General features: G+C 38.4%; 15 protein-coding genes. 14 read left to right on the forward strand and 1 reads right to left on the reverse strand.

Annotation, left to right across the window (positions count from 1 at the left end):
* The first annotated feature begins 45 nt into the window (after positions 1-45).
* The 12 genes from AC2A4J_RS03820 to AC2A4J_RS03875 all read left to right on the forward strand — a co-directional run bounded on the left by AC2A4J_RS03820 (position 46) and on the right by AC2A4J_RS03875 (position 15134).
* Positions 46-1461: a lipopolysaccharide biosynthesis protein gene (locus AC2A4J_RS03820; RefSeq protein ID WP_484174982.1), complete on the forward strand. Its 1416-nt coding sequence runs from the start codon at positions 46-48 to the stop codon at positions 1459-1461.
* Entirely contained in the window at positions 1461-2732 is a 1272-nt protein-coding gene (locus AC2A4J_RS03825; RefSeq protein WP_484174983.1) for a glycosyltransferase family 4 protein, read from the forward strand. The genes AC2A4J_RS03820 and AC2A4J_RS03825 overlap by 1 nt, the downstream gene beginning before the upstream one ends.
* A 133-nt stretch (positions 2733-2865) precedes the next feature.
* The gene (locus tag AC2A4J_RS03830) at positions 2866-4362 is read left to right on the forward strand and encodes a hypothetical protein (RefSeq protein ID WP_484174984.1); all 1497 of its coding nucleotides are present in this window, start codon (positions 2866-2868) and stop codon (positions 4360-4362) included.
* Complete coding sequence (locus AC2A4J_RS03835) at positions 4355-5470, forward strand: glycosyltransferase (protein WP_484174985.1); 1116 nt, start codon at positions 4355-4357, stop codon at positions 5468-5470. The genes AC2A4J_RS03830 and AC2A4J_RS03835 overlap by 8 nt, the downstream gene beginning before the upstream one ends.
* Before the next feature lie 75 nt (positions 5471-5545).
* Positions 5546-6541, forward strand: a complete 996-nt coding sequence (locus AC2A4J_RS03840) for a hypothetical protein (protein ID WP_484174986.1) — start codon at positions 5546-5548, stop codon at positions 6539-6541.
* Positions 6542-7666, forward strand: a complete 1125-nt coding sequence (locus tag AC2A4J_RS03845) for a glycosyltransferase family 4 protein (protein WP_484174987.1) — start codon at positions 6542-6544, stop codon at positions 7664-7666.
* 78 nt (positions 7667-7744) lie between these two features.
* Complete coding sequence (locus tag AC2A4J_RS03850) at positions 7745-8872, forward strand: glycosyltransferase family 4 protein (RefSeq protein WP_484174988.1); 1128 nt, start codon at positions 7745-7747, stop codon at positions 8870-8872.
* The gene (locus tag AC2A4J_RS03855; RefSeq protein ID WP_484174989.1) at positions 8869-9465 is read left to right on the forward strand and encodes a sugar transferase; all 597 of its coding nucleotides are present in this window, start codon (positions 8869-8871) and stop codon (positions 9463-9465) included. Before AC2A4J_RS03850 ends, AC2A4J_RS03855 begins: the two co-directional genes overlap by 4 nt.
* Positions 9458-10099, forward strand: a complete 642-nt coding sequence (locus AC2A4J_RS03860) for an acetyltransferase (protein WP_484174990.1) — start codon at positions 9458-9460, stop codon at positions 10097-10099. The genes AC2A4J_RS03855 and AC2A4J_RS03860 overlap by 8 nt, the downstream gene beginning before the upstream one ends.
* 32 nt (positions 10100-10131) lie before the next feature.
* A complete protein-coding gene (locus tag AC2A4J_RS03865; RefSeq protein ID WP_484174991.1) occupies positions 10132-11307 on the forward strand; it encodes a DegT/DnrJ/EryC1/StrS family aminotransferase in 1176 nt (391 codons plus the stop codon).
* A 291-nt stretch (positions 11308-11598) separates the two neighbouring features.
* Positions 11599-13578, forward strand: a complete 1980-nt coding sequence (locus AC2A4J_RS03870) for a polysaccharide biosynthesis protein (protein WP_484174992.1) — start codon at positions 11599-11601, stop codon at positions 13576-13578.
* Between the two features lie 380 nt (positions 13579-13958).
* Positions 13959-15134 (forward strand): O-antigen ligase family protein, encoded by a 1176-nt coding sequence (locus AC2A4J_RS03875; protein ID WP_484174993.1) that lies wholly within the window; start codon positions 13959-13961, stop codon positions 15132-15134.
* Positions 15135-15270: 136 nt separating this feature from the next.
* Here the strand turns inward: AC2A4J_RS03875 and AC2A4J_RS03880 are convergent, their stop codons facing one another.
* The gene (locus AC2A4J_RS03880) at positions 15271-16281 is read right to left on the reverse strand and encodes a T6SS phospholipase effector Tle1-like catalytic domain-containing protein (RefSeq protein ID WP_484174994.1); all 1011 of its coding nucleotides are present in this window, start codon (positions 16279-16281) and stop codon (positions 15271-15273) included.
* A gap of 247 nt (positions 16282-16528) precedes the next feature.
* Here AC2A4J_RS03880 and galE point away from each other — a divergent pair, with 247 nt between their 5' ends.
* Together galE and AC2A4J_RS03890 are read left to right on the forward strand one after the other, a co-directional pair.
* Positions 16529-17542, forward strand: a complete 1014-nt coding sequence (galE, locus tag AC2A4J_RS03885; RefSeq protein ID WP_484174995.1) for a UDP-glucose 4-epimerase GalE — start codon at positions 16529-16531, stop codon at positions 17540-17542.
* Positions 17543-17733: 191 nt separating this feature from the next.
* On the forward strand, positions 17734-19131 hold the full coding sequence (locus AC2A4J_RS03890; protein WP_484174996.1) for a mannose-1-phosphate guanylyltransferase/mannose-6-phosphate isomerase: 1398 nt from the start codon (positions 17734-17736) through the stop codon (positions 19129-19131).
* Positions 19132-19145 lie beyond the last annotated feature (14 nt).

The raw sequence follows: 19145 nt of genomic DNA on the forward strand, positions 1-19145 counted from the left end.
TATGGGTGATTTTGTTAATCAAGTTTACATGAAGAGTTTGATGATTTGAAACTTAAAAAAGTTATACAGTTCTCAATAGGTCCCATCGGAGCAGCTGCATTAAGCTTGATCACGTTACCTTTTGTAGCATGGTTTTTTAGTGTTGAAGATGTAGGTCGTTTAACTATGTTGCAAGTGGTTCTTGGCTTATCTGTCTCACTATTTAGTTTGGCAATGCATCAAGCTTATGTACGCGAGTACCATGAAGAATCAGACAAAGAGGCTTTATTTAAAATAAGTATTATACCTGGATTAACTGTTTTAACTTTAATTAGTTTTATTGTTTTTGCATTACCTTTCTCAGTTTCTATTTTGTTATTTGAAATTGACTCTACCTTAGTTACATTATTATTAATGATGGGTATATTTTCTAGTTTTTTAATTAACTTCTTAGCACATGTAGTAAGAATGCAGGAGCGTGGTTTGGCTTTTTCGGCTACCCAAATCATCCCAAAGTTGCTTTTACTGATTTTTATTAGCTTAATAATGTTATTAAATTTAACTGCGGAATTTAAAACGCTAATGCTAATGAATACATTGGCAGTATTCTCATCATCACTTGTTTTTTTGTGGTTAACAAGTGATACATGGGTGCCAGCACTAACCAAAAATATAGATACAGTTTTATTAAAAAAAATGCTGCTATTCAGTCTCCCATTAGTCGCGGGTGGCATAGCGTACTGGGGCTTAACAACCATGGATCGTTTTTTCTTACGCAGTTTAGCGGGTTTTGATGAACTAGGCGTGTATGCTTTAGCCGCAGGGTTAGCCGGAGCAGTATCCGTTGTCTCTACAATTTTTTCTAACCTTTGGCATCCCATTTTATATAAATGGGTAAAAGAGGGTGTAGATCCAAACAAAGTACAGCGTGTAATTGATAATATGATGATTGTTGTTGCATTTGTCTGGAGTATTGCAGGTGTTTTTTCTTTTATTGTACCTTGGTTTTTACCAAAGGAATACCAAGCTGTAGAGTATTTAATTGTAGCATGTATAGCCATGCCGCTGTTTTATATGCTAAGCCAAACAACAGGAGTTGGGATTGGTATAACTCGTAGTTCTAAGTATTCAATGTTTGCTTCTATTTTAGCATTTTTGATTAATGCACTACTAAATTATCTATTAATACCGGAATACGGCGCGTCTGGTGCTGCAATAGCAACAGTATTAGCATTTTTTGTTTTTTTTATTGTCAAAACCGAGTCAAGCGTAAAGTTATGGCACAAAGTACCGCGTTTTAGAATGTATATGCTTATTGTGTTATATATTGTTGCTACATGTGTCATGATACTGAGCAAAGCGAATTTGGAATATTTTTATCTGATCTGGGTTGCCTTGCTTATTGTTACATTTATATTTTATGTAAATAGAGTTTTTGAAAATATAAATGTATTAAAAAAATTAATAGGAAAAGGTAGTTAATGTTATTTATTTATGGTGCTTTATCAGTTGGTGGTATAGAAACGTTTTTTGTGAGAATGGCAAAAGAGAGGTTTAATAAAAACTTACCAACCTCTATTTTATTGATTTCTAATCCCAACCAAAGTGATCAGGAATTACTTTCAGAGATGGAGAAATATGCTAATGTGATTTTTCCTAAGGATATTTTTTATGGTCCTTCATATTTGACCCGAAAATGTCCACTTCTTTTTCCTATCAAACAAAAAATAACCTTAGATAAATTAAAGTACATTGACCAGATCCATGTTTTTGATGGTATGCACGCAATGCTTGGTTATCGGTTATCTCAAAAGTTAAATAGAAAACTTCCTGTTACAATTGGTTTTTATCATTACATAAAATATCTATGGGGTGGTGATAAGGTTGCTTGCCATGAGAAGTTAAATAGAGAGTTTATCTTTAACTATCTTCCAGAGCAGTCATTACTTTTTTTTTCAGAGGGTAGTCGTGATTTATACAGAAAGCATAAAAACAAAGAATTTAGAAATTCTAAAACGTTTAGCCTTGGTGTTGTCGAAAAAAAGCATATTGAGTTAATGCCCTCGTTAAATTTGCCTTTAAGAATAGTAGCTGTTGGGCGGTTAGTTGAATTTAAAACCTATAATTTTTTTATGGTAGAAGTAATAGGAGCGTTGCTTGATAAAGGAATTGATGTAAGGTTTGACATATATGGCGATGGCCCGTTAAAGCAGGATGTGCAAGATAGAATTAATCAAGCAAGTTTGCAGGATAAAATAGTCCTAAAGGGCACTTTAGAATACTCAAAGTTTGATGAAACCATAAAGAACTATGACTTGTTTATTGGTAGTGGTACGGCAATTATTCAAGCTGCAGCGCTGGGTTTGCCTTGTATAGTTGGTATAGAGAATATGATAAAACAAAAAACATATGGGTATTTTAGTGATGTTTGTCATTTGCAATATAATCGGAAAGGTTTAGATATACCATTGTTTGAAATTAGTGAAATGATAAGTGATTATGTAGATATGACGGATAATGAACGCCTAGCCATCAAACAAAACCATATTAAATGTATTGATGCTTTTACCAACGAAAGCTGCCAAAATTCAATGGATGCATTAAAAAATATCCAAATGCCTAAAGCTTCCTTTAAATTCAACCGCTGGATTTATGAATTATCTCGTGTCGTTGATAGAATAAATATGAGATTTAATAGTAGGCACCCAAGAAGAACGCAGTTTGAAGATTTTAGAAATATTAATGAAAGCTAATCCTTCTAAAGTAAAAATAAGTTTCGTTCTTTTTTATATAATGTTTTTATAGTTAACGAATGTATTTTTTTATGGGCGATTTTGGTCGATAAAATGTGTATCGTTTATAGAGCTAAAATTAAGTTGAGAGAAAATGATCAATCAATATAATCCTAATCAGCCAGCATTGACACTCAAATCTGATTTGGCTGGTCAATGCCCTTTATATCTATATTGGTCTTCTGATCAAAAGATTTTACTTTATTCTGATTCTATTACAGAGTTGTTTAATGATTCTCGTGTACCAAAGCCCTTAAAAGTATGTGATGAAGGTTTGTCATTCTTATTACAAAGTGGTGTTGTGCCTCCACCTAAAACAGCTTACGAGAATGTTTTTATTATAAGTATTGGTGACGAAGCTAAAGTCTCAATGGTTAATAATAAGATTGATATTCAATTCAGTCATCAATTTCCATTTATGAATGCTAATCGACTCAAAGCTCATGAGATGGTACCAGATGAAAATTTAATTTTACAAATGCTAGCCGAAGCAACTATTTCCCGTATTGATGAAGCTAAACCGAGTTTTCTATTCCATAGTGCTGGAAAAGATAGCAATAGTGTTGCATTAGCTTTAGCCGAGGCTGGTTGGCAAGATAGGGTGACATTAATCACTCAACAATCGAAAGGTAAGGCTGATGAGAGTTATATAAGCCAAAAAATTGCACAAAAATTAGGTTTTAAACATCAAATCATCAATGAAATTGATTTATTAGAAAATGAACATAAAAATTTCATTGATGATTACTTTATTAATGCTCCTTTTCCATGTACAGATACTGTTACATTAGCTTATCCGCTATATACTTATCAAGTTCCATCGTTAAAATGTGCTAATATTATTTTTGGTGATGGGAATGATAGCCATATGATATCTCCACCTGATAAAATGCAGCAATCTGTCTTGCCTTTTTCTAAATGGACTTCAAAAGCTCATTTTATGAGGTCAATAATTAATTCTGAAAATGTCTTGAATGCAGTTATTCGCACACCATCAGAATGGTTTGGTATGTCAGGTTTCTCGTTTAAAGATAGTAGGAAAATATTTAACCCATCGATATCAGTTTATTCGTACTGGTCTCAAGAATCCGAATTGAGAACCGGTTGGGACGTTTTTGATTATAAGTCAGATATTTATTCGACTAGAGCTATCACTGAAAGAATGATTAGAAAGCTACATAATTTTGTTGATGTAAACCATTCAACTTTAATATTGCCCTTCGCACATGAAGAAGTAGCAAGTTATTTTTCTAGTATGCCAGAGCAATATTTATTTGATCGATATAGCTTAAAGAATAAACTAATTTTAAGGAAAGTACTTAAAGAGCGATTAGATTTAGACTCAGATAAGGTTGGAAAAATGGGTTGGACTTATGATTCATCAAGTGTGGTCCTGAATAATTGGGATTGGATGATGAGAGAAATACGTTCATGTAAATTGTGGGATGATAAGAATATATTTTTTGTTTGTGATCGTTTGAAAAATAAAATGCAAAGTAACCATAAATACGCAAGTTTATCAGGTAAGCTTATATATAGAATTTATCTTATATCTGCTTGGCATAACAAGAATAGGTATATAAATGCCTGACTTTAAAAAAATAACCTTACTTATCAGTTCTCTCGCCGGCGGTGGTGCAGAGGGGGTCTGTGTTAACGTTGCTAACGGCTTGGCTGATAGTGGCTGGCAGGTTGATTTGGTGGTATTACACACCAGTAATGCGGCTTACCTAGAGCGTGTTAGCCAAAAAGTGAATTTAGTGGTGCTCGGTGTTAACCATGCCCGTAACGCACCTTTTCCTTTACTTCGATATATCCGTAAGCACAAACCCGCAATACTGTTGGTGTTTAATTACGAGCTAGCGGTAATTGCGGTCATGTTACGTAGTGCATTTCGTTTTAAAACCAAAATTATAGCCCGAAACATTAATACTATATCGCAAAAGCGTCAACAACATACTGGTATCTGGCGTAAGCTAGTAGTTAAACCTTTGATTGATCATTTTTATGGTAGATGTGATCATATAATCAACCAATGTCAAGCCATGCGTGACGATTTAGTTTCGGTATATCCATATTTGGCAGATAAAAGCAGCGTGATTTACAACCCAGTCGCAAAACATGTTGAAGACTACGCAAAAACGCACGATTTAACACAAATAGAAAAACAAGATTATTTGCTTTGTGTCGGAAGACTAGAAAAGCAAAAAGCCTTCCACTATGCCATTGAAAGTTTTGCCGATGTTGCCAAAGATTTTCCAAACCTACGGCTGAAAATTGTTGGCCAAGGTAGTTTAGAGCAATCGCTAAAGCAATGCGCACATGATTTTGGAGTTACTGATAGGGTTGACTTTGAAGGTTTTCAAGCTGATATGATCCCTTATTATCTTCATGCTAAAGCCACATTACTTACCTCTCTTTATGAGGGATTTCCTAATGTATTAGTTGAGTCTATCACCTTAGGTACACCAGTAGTGTCGTTTGATTGTCCAAGTGGCCCTAGAGAAATTATTCAAGAGAGAGTTAACGGGTACTTGGTTAAGTACCAGTGTAAAGATAGCCTTGTTGCGGCGCTTAATAAAATGCAACTCAATAACTTTGACACGAAATCGATATTAGAGACATCTCAAGCTAACAGTACTAAAAATATTATTTTTAATTATGCCAATACTGTTAGTAATAAAGTTTTTCTTAAATAGTATATTCTTGGGGTACTGTTTTTTTTGAATCACCAGGATTTTTAATTTTAGTTTTCCATAGTAGAGTTTTATATAATGCATTTAGCTGAAAACAAATACAATTCTGAAAAAGCAGGCTTGAAGTATAAATTTACTGCTTTAGTATTGTCATTTTTATATGCTTTTTTACTTTTTTATTTCTTGCCAATGGATGATAGTATTAAGGATCGTGCTAATTATTTAGTTTATGCTGGCGGATCAGATATAATTATATTAAGATATTTTTCTGCTGGCGTTTTAAGTTTTATTTTTAACGAACCTATATGGCTTAGCATAAATATATTTTTAAGTTTTTTTTTAACACCAGAGCAAACTGTATCATCTATTGTTTTCTTTTCAGCTTTTGTATCAGCGTTTTTAATATTAAAGAATAACCCTAAGTACTTTTTGTTCTTGTTTTTTATTCTTGTGTTTCCGCAAGTTATTAGTAAGTATGTAGTTCATATAAGGCAGGGTTTAGCTATAAGTTTTTTCCTGTTAGGTTGGTTCTGCTTATCTAAGAGATGGCGATGGTTTCTTTTTATTTCTGCTTCACTAGTGCATGCTAGTTTCTTTTTTGTTATTGCTCTATATATTATGAGTATAGTCATGCAACGTTTGAATTTTGCTGTTGATTTAAAAACGATTGTTACAGTGATTTTTGGTTTGATTGTAAGTTTTAGTCTTGGTATAGCTGCTTCGTTTATAGGTGCAAGGCAGTCTGAACAGTACGACTTTAGTGCTGCAGAGATAAGTGGTTTAGGTTTTATTTTTTGGCTTGGAGTCTCAGTTTTATATTGGCTACAAGGACGCGTATTTACTAGAAATCATGCATTCTCTATAACAGTTATTGTTTTTTATTTAACTACTTATTTTTTTATTGAAGTAACGGGCCGGATTTTTGAAAGTGCGGTGATCATAGTATTATTATCTAGCTTAGAGCTAACATTCTGGCGCAAGAAATTGTTTTTTTTAGCTTGTGTTTGTTTTGTTTTTTTGTCTTGGCTACTTAGAATAAATCAACCTTGGCTGGGTTGGGGGACAGGTCTTTAAATGAAAATAATACATATAATAACCGGTTTAAATAACGGTGGTGCTGAAGGGGTTTTGTACCGTTTATGTAAGTTTGATACTACTCATCACCATATTGTTATTTCTATGATGGGGGAAGGAAAATATGGCTCTTTACTTAAGGAGGCAGGTATTGAGGTGCACTGTTTAAATATGCCACAGGGGCGTGTTTCACTATCTGGTTTGTGGCAGTTGTTTAGGTTGTTACGTGCGTATAAACCTGAAATAGTTCAAACTTGGATGTATCACGCTGATTTAATCGGTGGGGTTATTGCTAAATCCGCGTGTATAAAATCTATTTTTTGGAACGTACGCCATACGACCTTAGAGCCTGGCAAATCTAAACGCACTACCATATGGATAGCAAAGGTTTGCGCTTATGTTTCTGGCTGGATTCCAAAAAAAATTATTTATTGTGCACATGAAGCAAAAATAGTACATGAAAAACTAGGGTATAAAAATGGTAAGGCTGAAGTTGTGGGTAACGGCTATGACCTAACACAATTTTCATTAGATGATATGAAACGTTCAGCTTTTCGGACAGAGTTTAACATGACCGAAGAGGATACAGTCATTGGTATGGTGGGACGATTTGACCCACAAAAAGATCACTTCAATCTAATTAATGCACTTAGTCTGGTTAAAAAATCACGCGGCGCATTCAAGTTAGTTTTAATAGGCCGTGATTTAGACTCTCAAAACAAGGTTATAAATGCGCATCTTGCAGAAAGTGATTTAACTGAAAGAGTCATTCTTTTAGGGCAAAGGACTGACATTCCAGGGGTTATGAACGGATTGGATATAAATGTGTTATCTAGTTCATTTGGTGAGGGTTTTCCAAATGTCTTAGCAGAGGCCATGGCCTGTGGTACCCCTTGTGTTACTACTGATGTTGGTGATGCAGCTGTGATTGTTGGTAATACAGGATGGGTGGTGCCGCCTAAAGATCCGAAAGCATTAGCGAACGCGATGTTAGAAGCAAAGGATGAAAAACAAAATAACCCTCAAGCGTGGCAAGCTCGAAAACAGGCCTGCCGTAAACGTGTTGTTGACAACTTTAGTATTGAAAAGATGGTAAAGAGCTATCATAAAGTATGGCATGTTTAGTAATGTTTGTAATATGTCAATATGATTATCTTTTTTATACAATATTAATTTAATGACTAATATGGTGAAATTATTAAAATGAGAATTATTATTGTTGGCACGGTAGCTTCTTCTGTTTTTGGTTTTAGAATGCCTTTGATTAATAAATTAATAGAAGGTGGCCATGAGGTTTTTGTATTTGCAATTGATTTTACGATCGAGCAAAAAGATAGTCTATTTAAAATTGGTGTGGTTCCTGTTGATTATTATTTGTCTAGATCAGGTTTAAATCCTATTTCTGATATCAAAATGATGTTTAGTTTAAGGTCAAAATTCAAAAAGTTAAAACCTGACATCGTACTAAGTTATTTTGTTAAACCTGTTGTCTATGGGACGATTGCTTCTTACTTGGCTAAAGTACCTAAACGCGTTGCTATGCTTGAAGGTTTGGGGTTTGCCTTTACGAATCAGCCCAGTGGTATTTCAATTAAAGCGAAGGTTGTTAAAAAAATACAAGTTTATTTGTATCGGTTTGCTTTTCCCTTGTCTACAGACCTTATCTTCCTTAATGAAGATGATAGAAGCGAAATTTTGGTTGAAAATAAATTGAAATGTAAGAAATCATATGTTCTAGGTGGGATCGGTTTGGATTTTGATGAATATAATTATTCTAAACCAAAAATTAATAAAATAAAGTTTTTGTTTATAGGTCGACTTTTGAAAGAAAAAGGTGTTTTTGAGTTTTTGAGTGCTGCAAAAAAAATTAAAGAACAATATCAAAGTAGTGAATTTACTATTTTGGGCAGCACTGATATCACAAGTCCTAATGCATTGTCTGACAATACTTTGCAATATTACATAGATGAAGGGATTGTTAATTATCCTGGGCAGGTCAATAATGTAGCTGAGTGGATAAATGAAACATCGGTATTTGTCTTGCCTTCTTACCGCGAAGGTGTGCCACGATCTTCTCAAGAAGCCATGGCTGTTGGGCGGCCTATTCTTACTACTGATGTACCGGGTTGCCGGGAAACAGTAGTTGAAGGTGTAAATGGCTTCTTAGTTCCTGCTTTCGATGTTGAAAAATTAGCTGAAAAGATGATTTGGTTTATAGAGCACCCTGATCAGATTGAGTCCATGGGATTAGCTAGTAGAAAAATGGCTGAAGATAAATTTGATGTACATAAAGTCAATGCACGTATGTTGGAGATAATGGGGTTGTCATGAAACGCCTGTTCGATTTTATATCTGCTTTTTTGGGGCTATTAATATTATCTCCAGTGATCATTGTTGTTGCTTTGCTTATTAGATTTAAACTTGGCTCGCCCATTTTATTTACCCAAGACCGCCCTGGCCTAACCGGCCATGTCTTTAAAATGATGAAGTTCCGCTCTATGTTGGATGCGAAAGATAAGCAAGGCAACTTGCTTCCTGATGATCAGCGGATGACTAAATTTGGTGCCTTTTTACGTTCTACAAGTCTAGACGAATTGCCTGGCTTATTTAACGTGTTGAAAGGTGATATGAGTTTGGTAGGGCCACGTCCATTACTAGTTCAGTATTTGCCGCTTTACAGTGCCAAGCAAGCCCGACGCCACAATGTTCGCCCAGGCATCACGGGCTGGGCACAAGTCAATGGCCGTAATGCGATCAGTTGGGAAGATAAGTTCAATTTAGACGTTTGGTACGTTGATAACCAGAGTTTTTGGTTGGATATAAAAATATTGTTGCTGACCGTTAAAAAAGTGTTTTTTCGAGAAGGGATTAGCGCTGACGGGCATGTCACTATCGAGCCTTTTAAAGGTTCAAAACATGACTGACTGTTGTGATCAACAATTGGTGATTTTGGGGGCCAGTGGTCACGGTAAAGTGGTGGCGGATTTAGCTGAGCAACTGGGCTATGTCGTACATTTTTATGATGATGCTTTCCCAGAAAGAACGCACATTGAACATTGGCCTATTCTTGGCACCTTTAATGATTTACTTAAACTAAATGCTCATAACGTTAAGGCCGTGGTCGCTATTGGTAATAATGCTATTCGTGAACTTAAAACCAACCAATTACAAGAACACGGCTTTACGCTGCCCACTTTGGTTCATCCTAGTGCAGTGGTGAGTACTTATGCTGAATTATCTAATGGTACTGTGGTATTAGCGAATGCGGTGATTAACGCATTTGCTCTTATTGGCCAGGGTTGTATTATTAACACTTCTTCTGTTGTTGAGCATGACTGTCTGATTGGTAACTTTGTTCATATATGCCCAACATCTGGCTTGGCTGGCGGTGTGAAGATAGGTAATCGTTGTTGGCTAGGTATTGGTAGTCAGGTTAGGCAGTTGATTAGTATTGGCAACGATACCTTGATTGGAGCAGGCAGCACGGTGGTAAAAAGTCTACCTTCCAATGTTGTGGCTTATGGTTCACCAGCGGCTGTTGTTCGTGAACAAAATTAGTTTTTTCGCATTATTTAATTGATAGGAATGTCATGTTAAACACCCCTTTTTCTCCTTGGCCTTCTTTTACACAGGAAGAAGCTGATGCTGTCAGTCGTGTTATTTTATCTAACAAGGTCAATTATTGGACTGGCAATGAGTGTCGTGAATTTGAAAAAGAATTTGCTGCGTGGGCTGACAGTGAGTACGCCATTGCACTTGGTAATGGTACTTTAGCGCTTGATATTGCGCTTAAAGCATTAAATGTCGGTGCTGGAGACGAAGTTATCACTACACCACGTACTTTTTTAGCGTCGGCTTCTAGCATTGTTACCTCTGGTGCAGCCCCAGTATTTGCTGATGTTGATTTGAATAGTCAAGCCATTACGGCGGCCAGTATAAAAGCAGTGCTTACAGCAAAAACAAAAGCGGTTATTGTTGTGCATTTAGCGGGTATGCCTGCTGAAATGGACGATATAATGGCACTCAGTAAAGAGCATGGCTTTTATGTTATTGAAGACTGTGCACAGGCTCATGGTGCTAAATATAAAGGTCGCTCTGTAGGGAGTATTGGTCATATTGGCGCATGGAGCTTTTGCCAAGATAAAATTATGACCACGGGTGGCGAAGGCGGCATGGTGACCACTAATTCAAAAGAGCTATGGTCAACAATGTGGAGCTATAAAGACCATGGTAAAAGCTTTGATGCTATTTACAATCGTGAGCATCCACCTGGGTTTAGATGGTTACACGAAAGTTTTGGTACTAACTGGCGTATGACAGAAATGCAAGCTGTACTTGGCCGCATTCAACTAACTCGTATGGCCGAATGGACTGCAAAACGCCAAGCATATGCCGCTCAACTTGATCAAGCTGCAAGTAGCTTTGGTTGTGTTCGTCTAGTTAACGTTCCAGAATACAGTGAACATGCTGAATATAAACATTATATGTTTGTAAAACCAGAGTGCTTAGCTGATGGCTGGGACCGCGACCGTATTGTAAATGAAATTGTTGGACAAGGTGTCCCTTGTTTTCAAGGCAGCTGTTCAGAAGTGTATTTAGAAAAAGCGTTTGATAATACCCCATGGCGCCCAGAGAAACGTTTGCCTAATGCTGTACTGTTAGGTGAAACAAGTATTATGTTTTTAGTACATCCTACCTTAACAGACGCAGAAGTAACGAAGACTGTACAGGTCATGTGCTTAGTTTTTGAAATGGCTTCTTGTTAAATTTTATATGCTTTCAACTCATTGTTTTATCAAAGAGTTATGCTACTTATTCAAACAGAAAATTTGTGAAACGAATACTTGTGTGCTTTTTGTATAGGTTTTGTTACAAAATTAGCATAAAATGTTTTTAGTTGTAGTTTTTTAGGTGTGGTTGTTGTGTAACCCCATCCTAATTTTTAAAGGTAAGTGCCCCCTGTGTTTCACTGATTAGGCTTGTCCTTTGGTGAAAAAAGTGTGGGGATGGTGGCAATACATAGATGTTTTTGCTTTTAGTACATGTAGGTTTTACTGATGATAGATAAATTTGATTTCCTTTGGTCTCTTCCACGCTTTTATAAACGTCTTATCAGTCTAGCTGTTGATTCTGCTTTTGTATATCTTGCATTTATTTTATCCTACTGGTCGCGTTTGGGGGAGTTCACTGAGCTTTCAAGTGTTTCTATTTGGTATGTTCTAGCTGGTACCCTTGTTGTTACTTTAATAGTAAATACTAAACTTGGTTTATATCGTGCCGTTTTACGTTACTTAACCTTTCATGCTTTTACTGCGATCCTTTTGGGCTCTGCGGTCTCTGCTTTAAGTATTTCTTCTTTTGCGTATTTTTTTGAAGTCAATATTCCTCGTACCATACCTATTATTTATTTCCCTTTCTTGGTTATGTTATCTGGCGGTGCTCGAGTATTAATCCGTGGTTTATTGGCACAATCTCCGCGTAAAGGTTCTGAAAATGTGCTTGTGTATGGTGCTGGATCTACGGGTAGGCAACTTACTTTGGCATTGCGTCAGGCTTCGAACTACCGAGTGAAGGGTTTTGTAGACAATGACACGTCTCTAGCTAACACCATTATTCAGGGGGTCCCTGTTTATGATGTTGAGAGCGTTGAGGAACTAATTAAAAAATACGACATTGAGAAAGTTTTATTGGCTATTCCTCGTGTGAGTCGTTCTGAACGTAGAAAGGTAATTGAGCAGCTAATGCCCTTTCCTGTTGAGGTTCTCACCGTGCCAGATTTTAACGACATAGTGACAGGTAAGGCCAAAGTAAGTGAGTTGCAAGATGTTGCTGTTGATGACTTACTCGGTCGAGACGTGGTTGAGCCGGTGGCGTCTTTAATGCAAGCGAATATTTCTGGCAAAGTGGTTATGGTAACAGGTGCTGGCGGGTCTATTGGTTCTGAACTATGCCGTCAGATTTTGACCCAACAACCCAAGATTTTAATTGTTTTTGATGTGTCGGAATACGCAGTATATCAGATAGATAAGGAGTTAAATGAAATCCTTGAGCAAGAAGCATTTAATGTAAAAATCGTTCCTTTAATTGGTTCTGTGCAACGTATTAATCGCTTAGCATCGACGATGAAAGCATTTGGTGTGAATACCGTTTACCATGCTGCCGCTTACAAGCATGTTCCTCTGGTGGAATACAATGTGGTTGAAGGTGTTCGAAATAATGCTTTCGGAACATATTACTCAGCAAAAGCTGCCATTGAAAGTGGCGTAGAGTCTTTCGTGCTTATATCTACCGATAAGGCAGTTCGTCCAACTAACGTTATGGGCGCTACAAAACGTATGGCTGAATTAGGGTTGCAAGCTTTGGCTGATGCTGAAGCGAGAAAAGCAGCTAACAACGAAAGTTACACGCGTTTTTGTATGGTGCGTTTTGGGAATGTTCTTGGTTCATCAGGGTCTGTTATTCCTGTTTTCAAAAAGCAAATTCTTGAAGGTCTGCCTATTACTGTCACTCATCCTGATATTATTCGTTACTTTATGACGATTCCTGAGGCGGCTCAATTGGTTATACAGGCTGGCGCTATGGGTAAAGGCGGGGATGTATTTGTATTGGATATGGGGGAGCCTGTTAAAATTGTCGATCTTGCGAAAAACCTGGTTCGATTGACTGGTTTGGAAGTGAAGTCTGAAGATAATCCAAATGGCGATATCGAAATTCAGTTTACCGGGTTACGTCCTGGCGAGAAGCTTTTTGAAGAGCTGCTGATTGGCGAAAATGTGCAAGAAACCCAGCATAAACGCATAATGACAGCCAATGAGCGTTTTTTATCTTTGTCTGATTTTGATAGTACCATGGTTAAATTGGATAAAGCTTGTCACGATTTCGATCACGAAAAAGTCCGTGATATATTGATATCTGCCCCAACTGATTTTCATCCGACCGATGGTATTGGTGATTTAGTGTGGAACGCAAAAAAAGCATTAGACCAGAAAGTGAATGACGCTAAGGTCGTCAACTTACATGGACGTGTTGCTGAATAGTGAATAACTTAAACTTATTGCTGCTTCGTTATTTTTATCTAGATTTCTATATTTATCAACCTTGTTTAATGCAGAAGCAGATTGCTTAGCAAATCTGTTTCTGTAGGTTATGGCAATAAATTCGCAATATTTTTAGTCTATCTTGACTCTAATAATTAAAGAACGTTTCACCTTTTCTTGTAATCTCCTCGCAATATTATGGTTTTCTGTTTTATTTCTGAAAAAATACTTCACTTTGTTATTTCACAAAGGTAAAAATATATGTTGCTACAGGGTCGACTTGGCTATCTTGTTTGGTTTTTTTTGTTTTTAACATTGGCTATTTCGATCGGGGTATATAGTGGCTACTGGGTCGGGGCTACTGGGTCGGGGCTACTGGTGTGGTTGTTTCATCATTGCTTGGGCTTTATTTCTTGGATCCTAAACGGGAAAGATTAGATCATGAAGACTGTTTATTGTTTTTTACGTTTTTATTTTTTGCTTTAAGTTTGTTTTTTGCATTAGGTTTAGATGGTTTTCATATAAAAAAACTTGATCGTGCCGCAATGATCATCTTTGCTCTTCCTTTTCTATTGGTTTTTCGCACTATTTCTAATCATAAAGAATGGCTTTGGTATGGCGTCATTACTGGCGCTTTTTTGGCCTTTACAATGGCATTGTATGAACGGTTGGTTTTAGGTGTTTATCGTGTTCATGGCGCTGAAAATGCTATTCTATTTGGCAATATAGGACTTATGTTGGGCTTTTTGAGTTTAGCGGGTGCGACGTATTTCTATGCACAAAAACGTTATATCGAGCTTATGTTCTCTCTTATGGGAGGCTTATTAGGAATTGCTGTCTCTATTTTATCTGGTACCCGTGGCGGTTGGATTTGTCTTCCATTAATTGGTTTATTCTTTTTCTGGCAGTGCTGTGATCTGTTGGGACGAAAAAGGCGTTTTATTGTTTTTTCGTCTGTTTTTTTATGTATTGGTTTGGCTGTCTCTCTACCTGAAACAGGTATCCAGAAACGAATTTATGAGGCTATCAGTAATATTGACTCTTATGTTAGTGATACTAATAGGGATACTTCCGTTGGGTTGCGCTTTGAGATGTGGAGAAGTGCTATTTACATGTTTGAGCAGTCACCTATTTTGGGAGTGGGTAAGAGCCAAGTTATGCCGATTAAGAGTGAACTTGCCTCTGCAGGTATGATTAGTCGCCATGCTGTTCCTTTTGATCATGTTCATAATGAGTACTTAGAAGCTTTATCGGTTAGAGGTGTTGTTGGGTTGTTATTTTTGTTGAGCATTTACTTGATTCCTTTGAGCTTGTTCTTGAAAAAAATAAAACAACATCGTGATAATTGGAGTGTTAGGTCGTATGCGATTGCTGGTAGTTTGATTCCAATGTGCTATATGGATTTTGGGCTTACTCAAACTATGTTCTCCTTTAATGTTGGAGTGATTATGTATGCTTTCCCTGTGGTCTATTTTTGGGGGGCTGTGCGTCTTGCGGAGAAGAAGCCAGCTTATGTTCCTACACTGGATTGTGTTGGAAAAACTGTTTTCTTCTAGCTAAAAATAAACAGAACAAAGTAACATCTCATATTTAAGCGGAATACCAAGTTTAAAGTGTAAACTATGTCCTGTTTTTTTATCAAAAAGACTTTTCACGCTTTCCTGCAGGGGCAGGGAAGCTAAAGGTATGCAGTTATGGTTTATGATGCCAAAGTGTGGCGGGAGTTGGGCAGTGTGCTATGGGGAAGTAGCCAATGCTGCAGTGTACGCGTTTGGTAACGCTTTGGTGCCACTTAGGAGATAGTAGGCGATTGGGCTGGTCGTATTCTAAGACGCAACAGTGTCTTGGTGCGAGTGTTAGGTTACGCCAAGTTTCCAAGCGGCGACGTTGGTAATGTATTTTGCCTAGGTAGTTAGGCTCGATGGTTAGCAGTGGCTGCCAATGTGAGGGTTGAGTTTGTACGAGGCGCGTTGTTTGATAACAATGTTGTTTGGTTTGTTGTTCTATCCAGTCTATCAAAAGTCGTAATGCAATGTCTCCGATCCCATCTCTGCGGTATCCACCGCCAATATCCGAATGTACACCTGGAAGCCATATTTCGAGTGCTCGACCATCATGATTTATCAATGTGGGGCGAAAGGCGAGGCGTTGTTCATCTAATGAGACTAAATGTAAAGCCCGATGAACCGTTTTTGGTAATGTGTTTCCGTATTCAAATACTACCTCTGTGCTCGGGCGTTGCGCACTATCCAGGTTCGGCAAGCCAATGGAGGCGACGGTATCTATGACGGCTTCGATTATAATGGGGCGATCAATATGTGGGGTGATGAGTGCTGCAAAACGTCTTGCTAATGCAGCTCCTCGACTAAAACCAATTAAGACGATTTGTTTGATGGATTGGTTATAATAGTGCTTAAAGTCATTTAAGGCGCGATTTAGAATGTTGGCCACGTGGCCTGATTCGATGGCGAAGGCGGCGTTGACTTTTTGCTCTAGCCAGCTGCCATAGGTGCCGATGCCAGCATAATAAAAACTGCGATTGGGTAAATGTGTGGGAGTGGTGTTTGTGTGGTTTTTAACGTGCCCACCTAGTAGTAAGTGGGACTTTAGTACGTTGGTGATGCTGCTAATACTATGCTCTGGTGCGTAGGCATCATTTGGGCTATTGTCTGTCCCATCGAAATGAAAAAATAACATCGACATACGTGTCTCCTTGTTGTGTTGAAATCCCTCTTCCTGAGGTTGAGGAAAGCTTAACATGATTTTTTGTTTTGTATAGGTCGTGCTCGAGCGCGATGAGAGTTTTGGTTTGGTGTCATTAGTTTTTTGACGGCTTGAAGGTCGATCTACTGGGTGTTGGGTGCTATTTGTTTTTTGTCGGCCTAAAGACACGACCTACAAGTGATTCGGTTTAATGGATTTTTAATTTTTTTGGTTTATAGGGGGGAGGATGTTTGTTTTGGTGACGGGTGGTGCGGGTTATATTGGTTCGCATACATGTATTGAGTTGATTAAGGCGGGTTTTGAGCCAGTTATTATTGATAATTTATCGAATAGTAAGTTGGTGGTGTTGGATCGTATTGAGACGATTACCGGTAAGCGTCCTGCGTTTATGGAAGGCGATATTTTAGATTCGGCTTTTTTGGATCGTGTGTTTGCGCAGTATTCTTTTGCGGCGGTGATGCATTTTGCCGGGCTAAAGGCTGTTGGGGAGTCGGTGCTAAAACCGCTTTGGTATTATGAGAATAATGTTTCAGGTACGCTGAATTTGATTAAGGCGATGGAACGGGCGGGATTGCGGAATCTGATTTTTAGTTCTTCTGCGACAGTGTATGGTTTGCCTGAATCTGTGCCGATACGTGAAGATTTTGCGACTTCTACGTCGAACCCTTATGGGGCTAGTAAGTTAATGGTAGAAGGTGTTTTAACGGATGTAGCGAAAGCGAATGCCGCATGGAATATTGCGACCTTGCGTTATTTTAATCCGATTGGTGCTCATGAGTCGGGGTTGATTGGCGAAGACCCAAAGGGTATTCCGAATAATTTAATGCCCTTTGTGAGTCAGGTGGCGGTGGGTAAGTTGCCGTGTTTGAGTGTGTTTGGTGATGATTATGATACGCCAGACGGAACGGGTGTTCGTGATTATATTCATGTGGTGGATTTAGCCCGCGGTCATGTGTGCGCATTAGAGAAAGTCTTGGCGAAGGCTGGTCATTTTGTGGTGAATCTAGGTACTGGTAACGGTTATTCTGTACTGGAAATGGTTAACGCTTTTGAGGCTGTGTCTCATAAAAACGTTGCTTATAAGGTGGTCGAACGTCGTCCTGGTGATATTGCGGAATGTTACGCAGACCCGAGTTTGGCGAAGTCGTTTCTGGGGTGGCAGGCGGAGTTTGATTTAGCACGTATGTGTGAAGACACGTGGCGTTGGCAGTCGAACAATCCAAATGGGTTTGATCTGTAATAGATGATAAGCGACACGGCGTTTGCGATAGTCATGCGCCGTTGTTTCTTTGTATATTATGCCTTGTCTCATCTGAGCTTGCCGGTAGGGTTCTATCCTTTATTTGTCCTTCTTTAATCCATTCTTATATTTCTTATCTCTTAGTTTTGCTAGACTAGATGCATTATTTTGTCACACGCGAAGGATCTGTTTTGAAAATTATTCCGGTTATTTTATCCGGTGGTATAGGAAGCCGTTTGTGGCCGTTATCCCGCGAGTATTTTGCTAAGCAGTGTTTGCCACTGACAGATAAAGAGTACAGTCTTCTCCAGCAAACTATGCTTCGCACTTTGTCTTTGGAAGTGGCAGATCCCATTGTGGTATGTAATGAGGATCATCGTTTTTTGATTGCGCAGCAGTTGCAATCTATAGGCGTTAAACAATCCCGTATCGTTCTAGAGCCTAAGGGCCGCAATACGGCTCCAGCGATTGCTTTGGCTGCCTTGGAAGCATTACGAAGCCAATCTGATGATGCGCTTATGTTGGTCTTGCCTGCGGATCATGTTATCCGTGATTTGGTGGCATTTGAAGCAACGATTAAGCAAGCGGTTGAATTGGCTACACAAGATGCTTTAGTGACTTTCGGAGTACAACCGACGCGCCCTGAAACGGGTTATGGCTACATCCGTTCAGGCGAGAATTTCGCAGTCGCTGAGTTTGTTGAAAAGCCTAATCTGGAAAAAGCCCAAGCCTATTTGGACTCTGGTGATTATTTATGGAACAGCGGTATGTTTTTGTTCCGTGCAAAAGCCTTTTTAGGTGAGTTGGCTATTCACCGTGATGATATTTATCAAGCGGTGAATAAGGCCTTTGAGCAGCGTAGCGAAGACTTAGATTTTGTGCGCATTGATGCGGATTTGTTTGCTCAATGCCCTGAAGAGTCCATCGATTTTGCAGTGATGGAGCCAACAAAAAAAGCCAAGGTTGTGCCTTATGCGGGAGATTGGAGTGATATCGGTGCTTGGGATGCGTTATATGACTATGCCGATAAAGATGCTGACAGCAACGTGCTATTGGGCGATGTGATGGCAGAAGGCTCTACTGATTGCTTTATCCGATCTGAATCTCGTTTGATTGCCGCGGTTGGTGTGCAGGGTTTGGTGATTGTCGAAACCGCCGATGCGGTTTTGGTGATGGATAAAAACAATGCCCAAGATGTTAAGAAGATAGTTCAGCGTATTCAAGCCGAAGGCCGTGAAGAGCATATGTATCACACCACAGTGCATCGTCCTTGGGGGACCTACCAAACCGTAGACCTTGGTGGCCGCCATCAAGTTAAACGTATCATGGTCAAACCCGGTGAGAAATTAAGCATGCAAATGCATCATCATCGTGCCGAGCATTGGGTGGTTGTGTCTGGTACGGCTAAAGTGCAAAACGGCGACCGTGAAATCTTGCTGACTGAAAACGAGTCTACTTACATTCCTGTTGGTGTGGTCCATGCGTTAGAAAATCCAGGGAAGATTCCTTTAGAGCTGGTAGAAGTTCAATCGGGTAGCTATCTAGGTGAAGACGATATTGTACGCTTTAGTGATCGCTATGGTCGTTAAGAACATGGTCGTTA

The organism is Marinomonas sp. ATLA20 (genome assembly GCF_057180105.1).

Excerpts from the sequence above, each read along its gene's own strand:
- AC2A4J_RS03825 (WP_484174983.1), top strand. The coding sequence starts at position 1,461 with ATGTTATTTATTTATGGTGCTTTATCAGTTGGTGGTATAGAAACGTTT.
- AC2A4J_RS03865 (WP_484174991.1), top strand. The coding sequence starts at position 10,132 with ATGTTAAACACCCCTTTTTCTCCTTGGCCTTCTTTTACACAGGAAGAA.
- AC2A4J_RS03830 (WP_484174984.1), top strand. The coding sequence starts at position 2,866 with ATGATCAATCAATATAATCCTAATCAGCCAGCATTGACACTCAAATCT.
- AC2A4J_RS03845 (WP_484174987.1), top strand. The coding sequence starts at position 6,542 with ATGAAAATAATACATATAATAACCGGTTTAAATAACGGTGGTGCTGAA.
- galE (WP_484174995.1), top strand. The coding sequence starts at position 16,529 with ATGTTTGTTTTGGTGACGGGTGGTGCGGGTTATATTGGTTCGCATACA.
- AC2A4J_RS03840 (WP_484174986.1), top strand. The coding sequence starts at position 5,546 with ATGCATTTAGCTGAAAACAAATACAATTCTGAAAAAGCAGGCTTGAAG.
- AC2A4J_RS03860 (WP_484174990.1), top strand. The coding sequence starts at position 9,458 with ATGACTGACTGTTGTGATCAACAATTGGTGATTTTGGGGGCCAGTGGT.
- AC2A4J_RS03880 (WP_484174994.1), bottom strand. The coding sequence starts at position 16,281 with ATGTCGATGTTATTTTTTCATTTCGATGGGACAGACAATAGCCCAAAT.
- AC2A4J_RS03850 (WP_484174988.1), top strand. The coding sequence starts at position 7,745 with ATGAGAATTATTATTGTTGGCACGGTAGCTTCTTCTGTTTTTGGTTTT.
- AC2A4J_RS03870 (WP_484174992.1), top strand. The coding sequence starts at position 11,599 with ATGATAGATAAATTTGATTTCCTTTGGTCTCTTCCACGCTTTTATAAA.
- AC2A4J_RS03835 (WP_484174985.1), top strand. The coding sequence starts at position 4,355 with ATGCCTGACTTTAAAAAAATAACCTTACTTATCAGTTCTCTCGCCGGC.
- AC2A4J_RS03855 (WP_484174989.1), top strand. The coding sequence starts at position 8,869 with ATGAAACGCCTGTTCGATTTTATATCTGCTTTTTTGGGGCTATTAATA.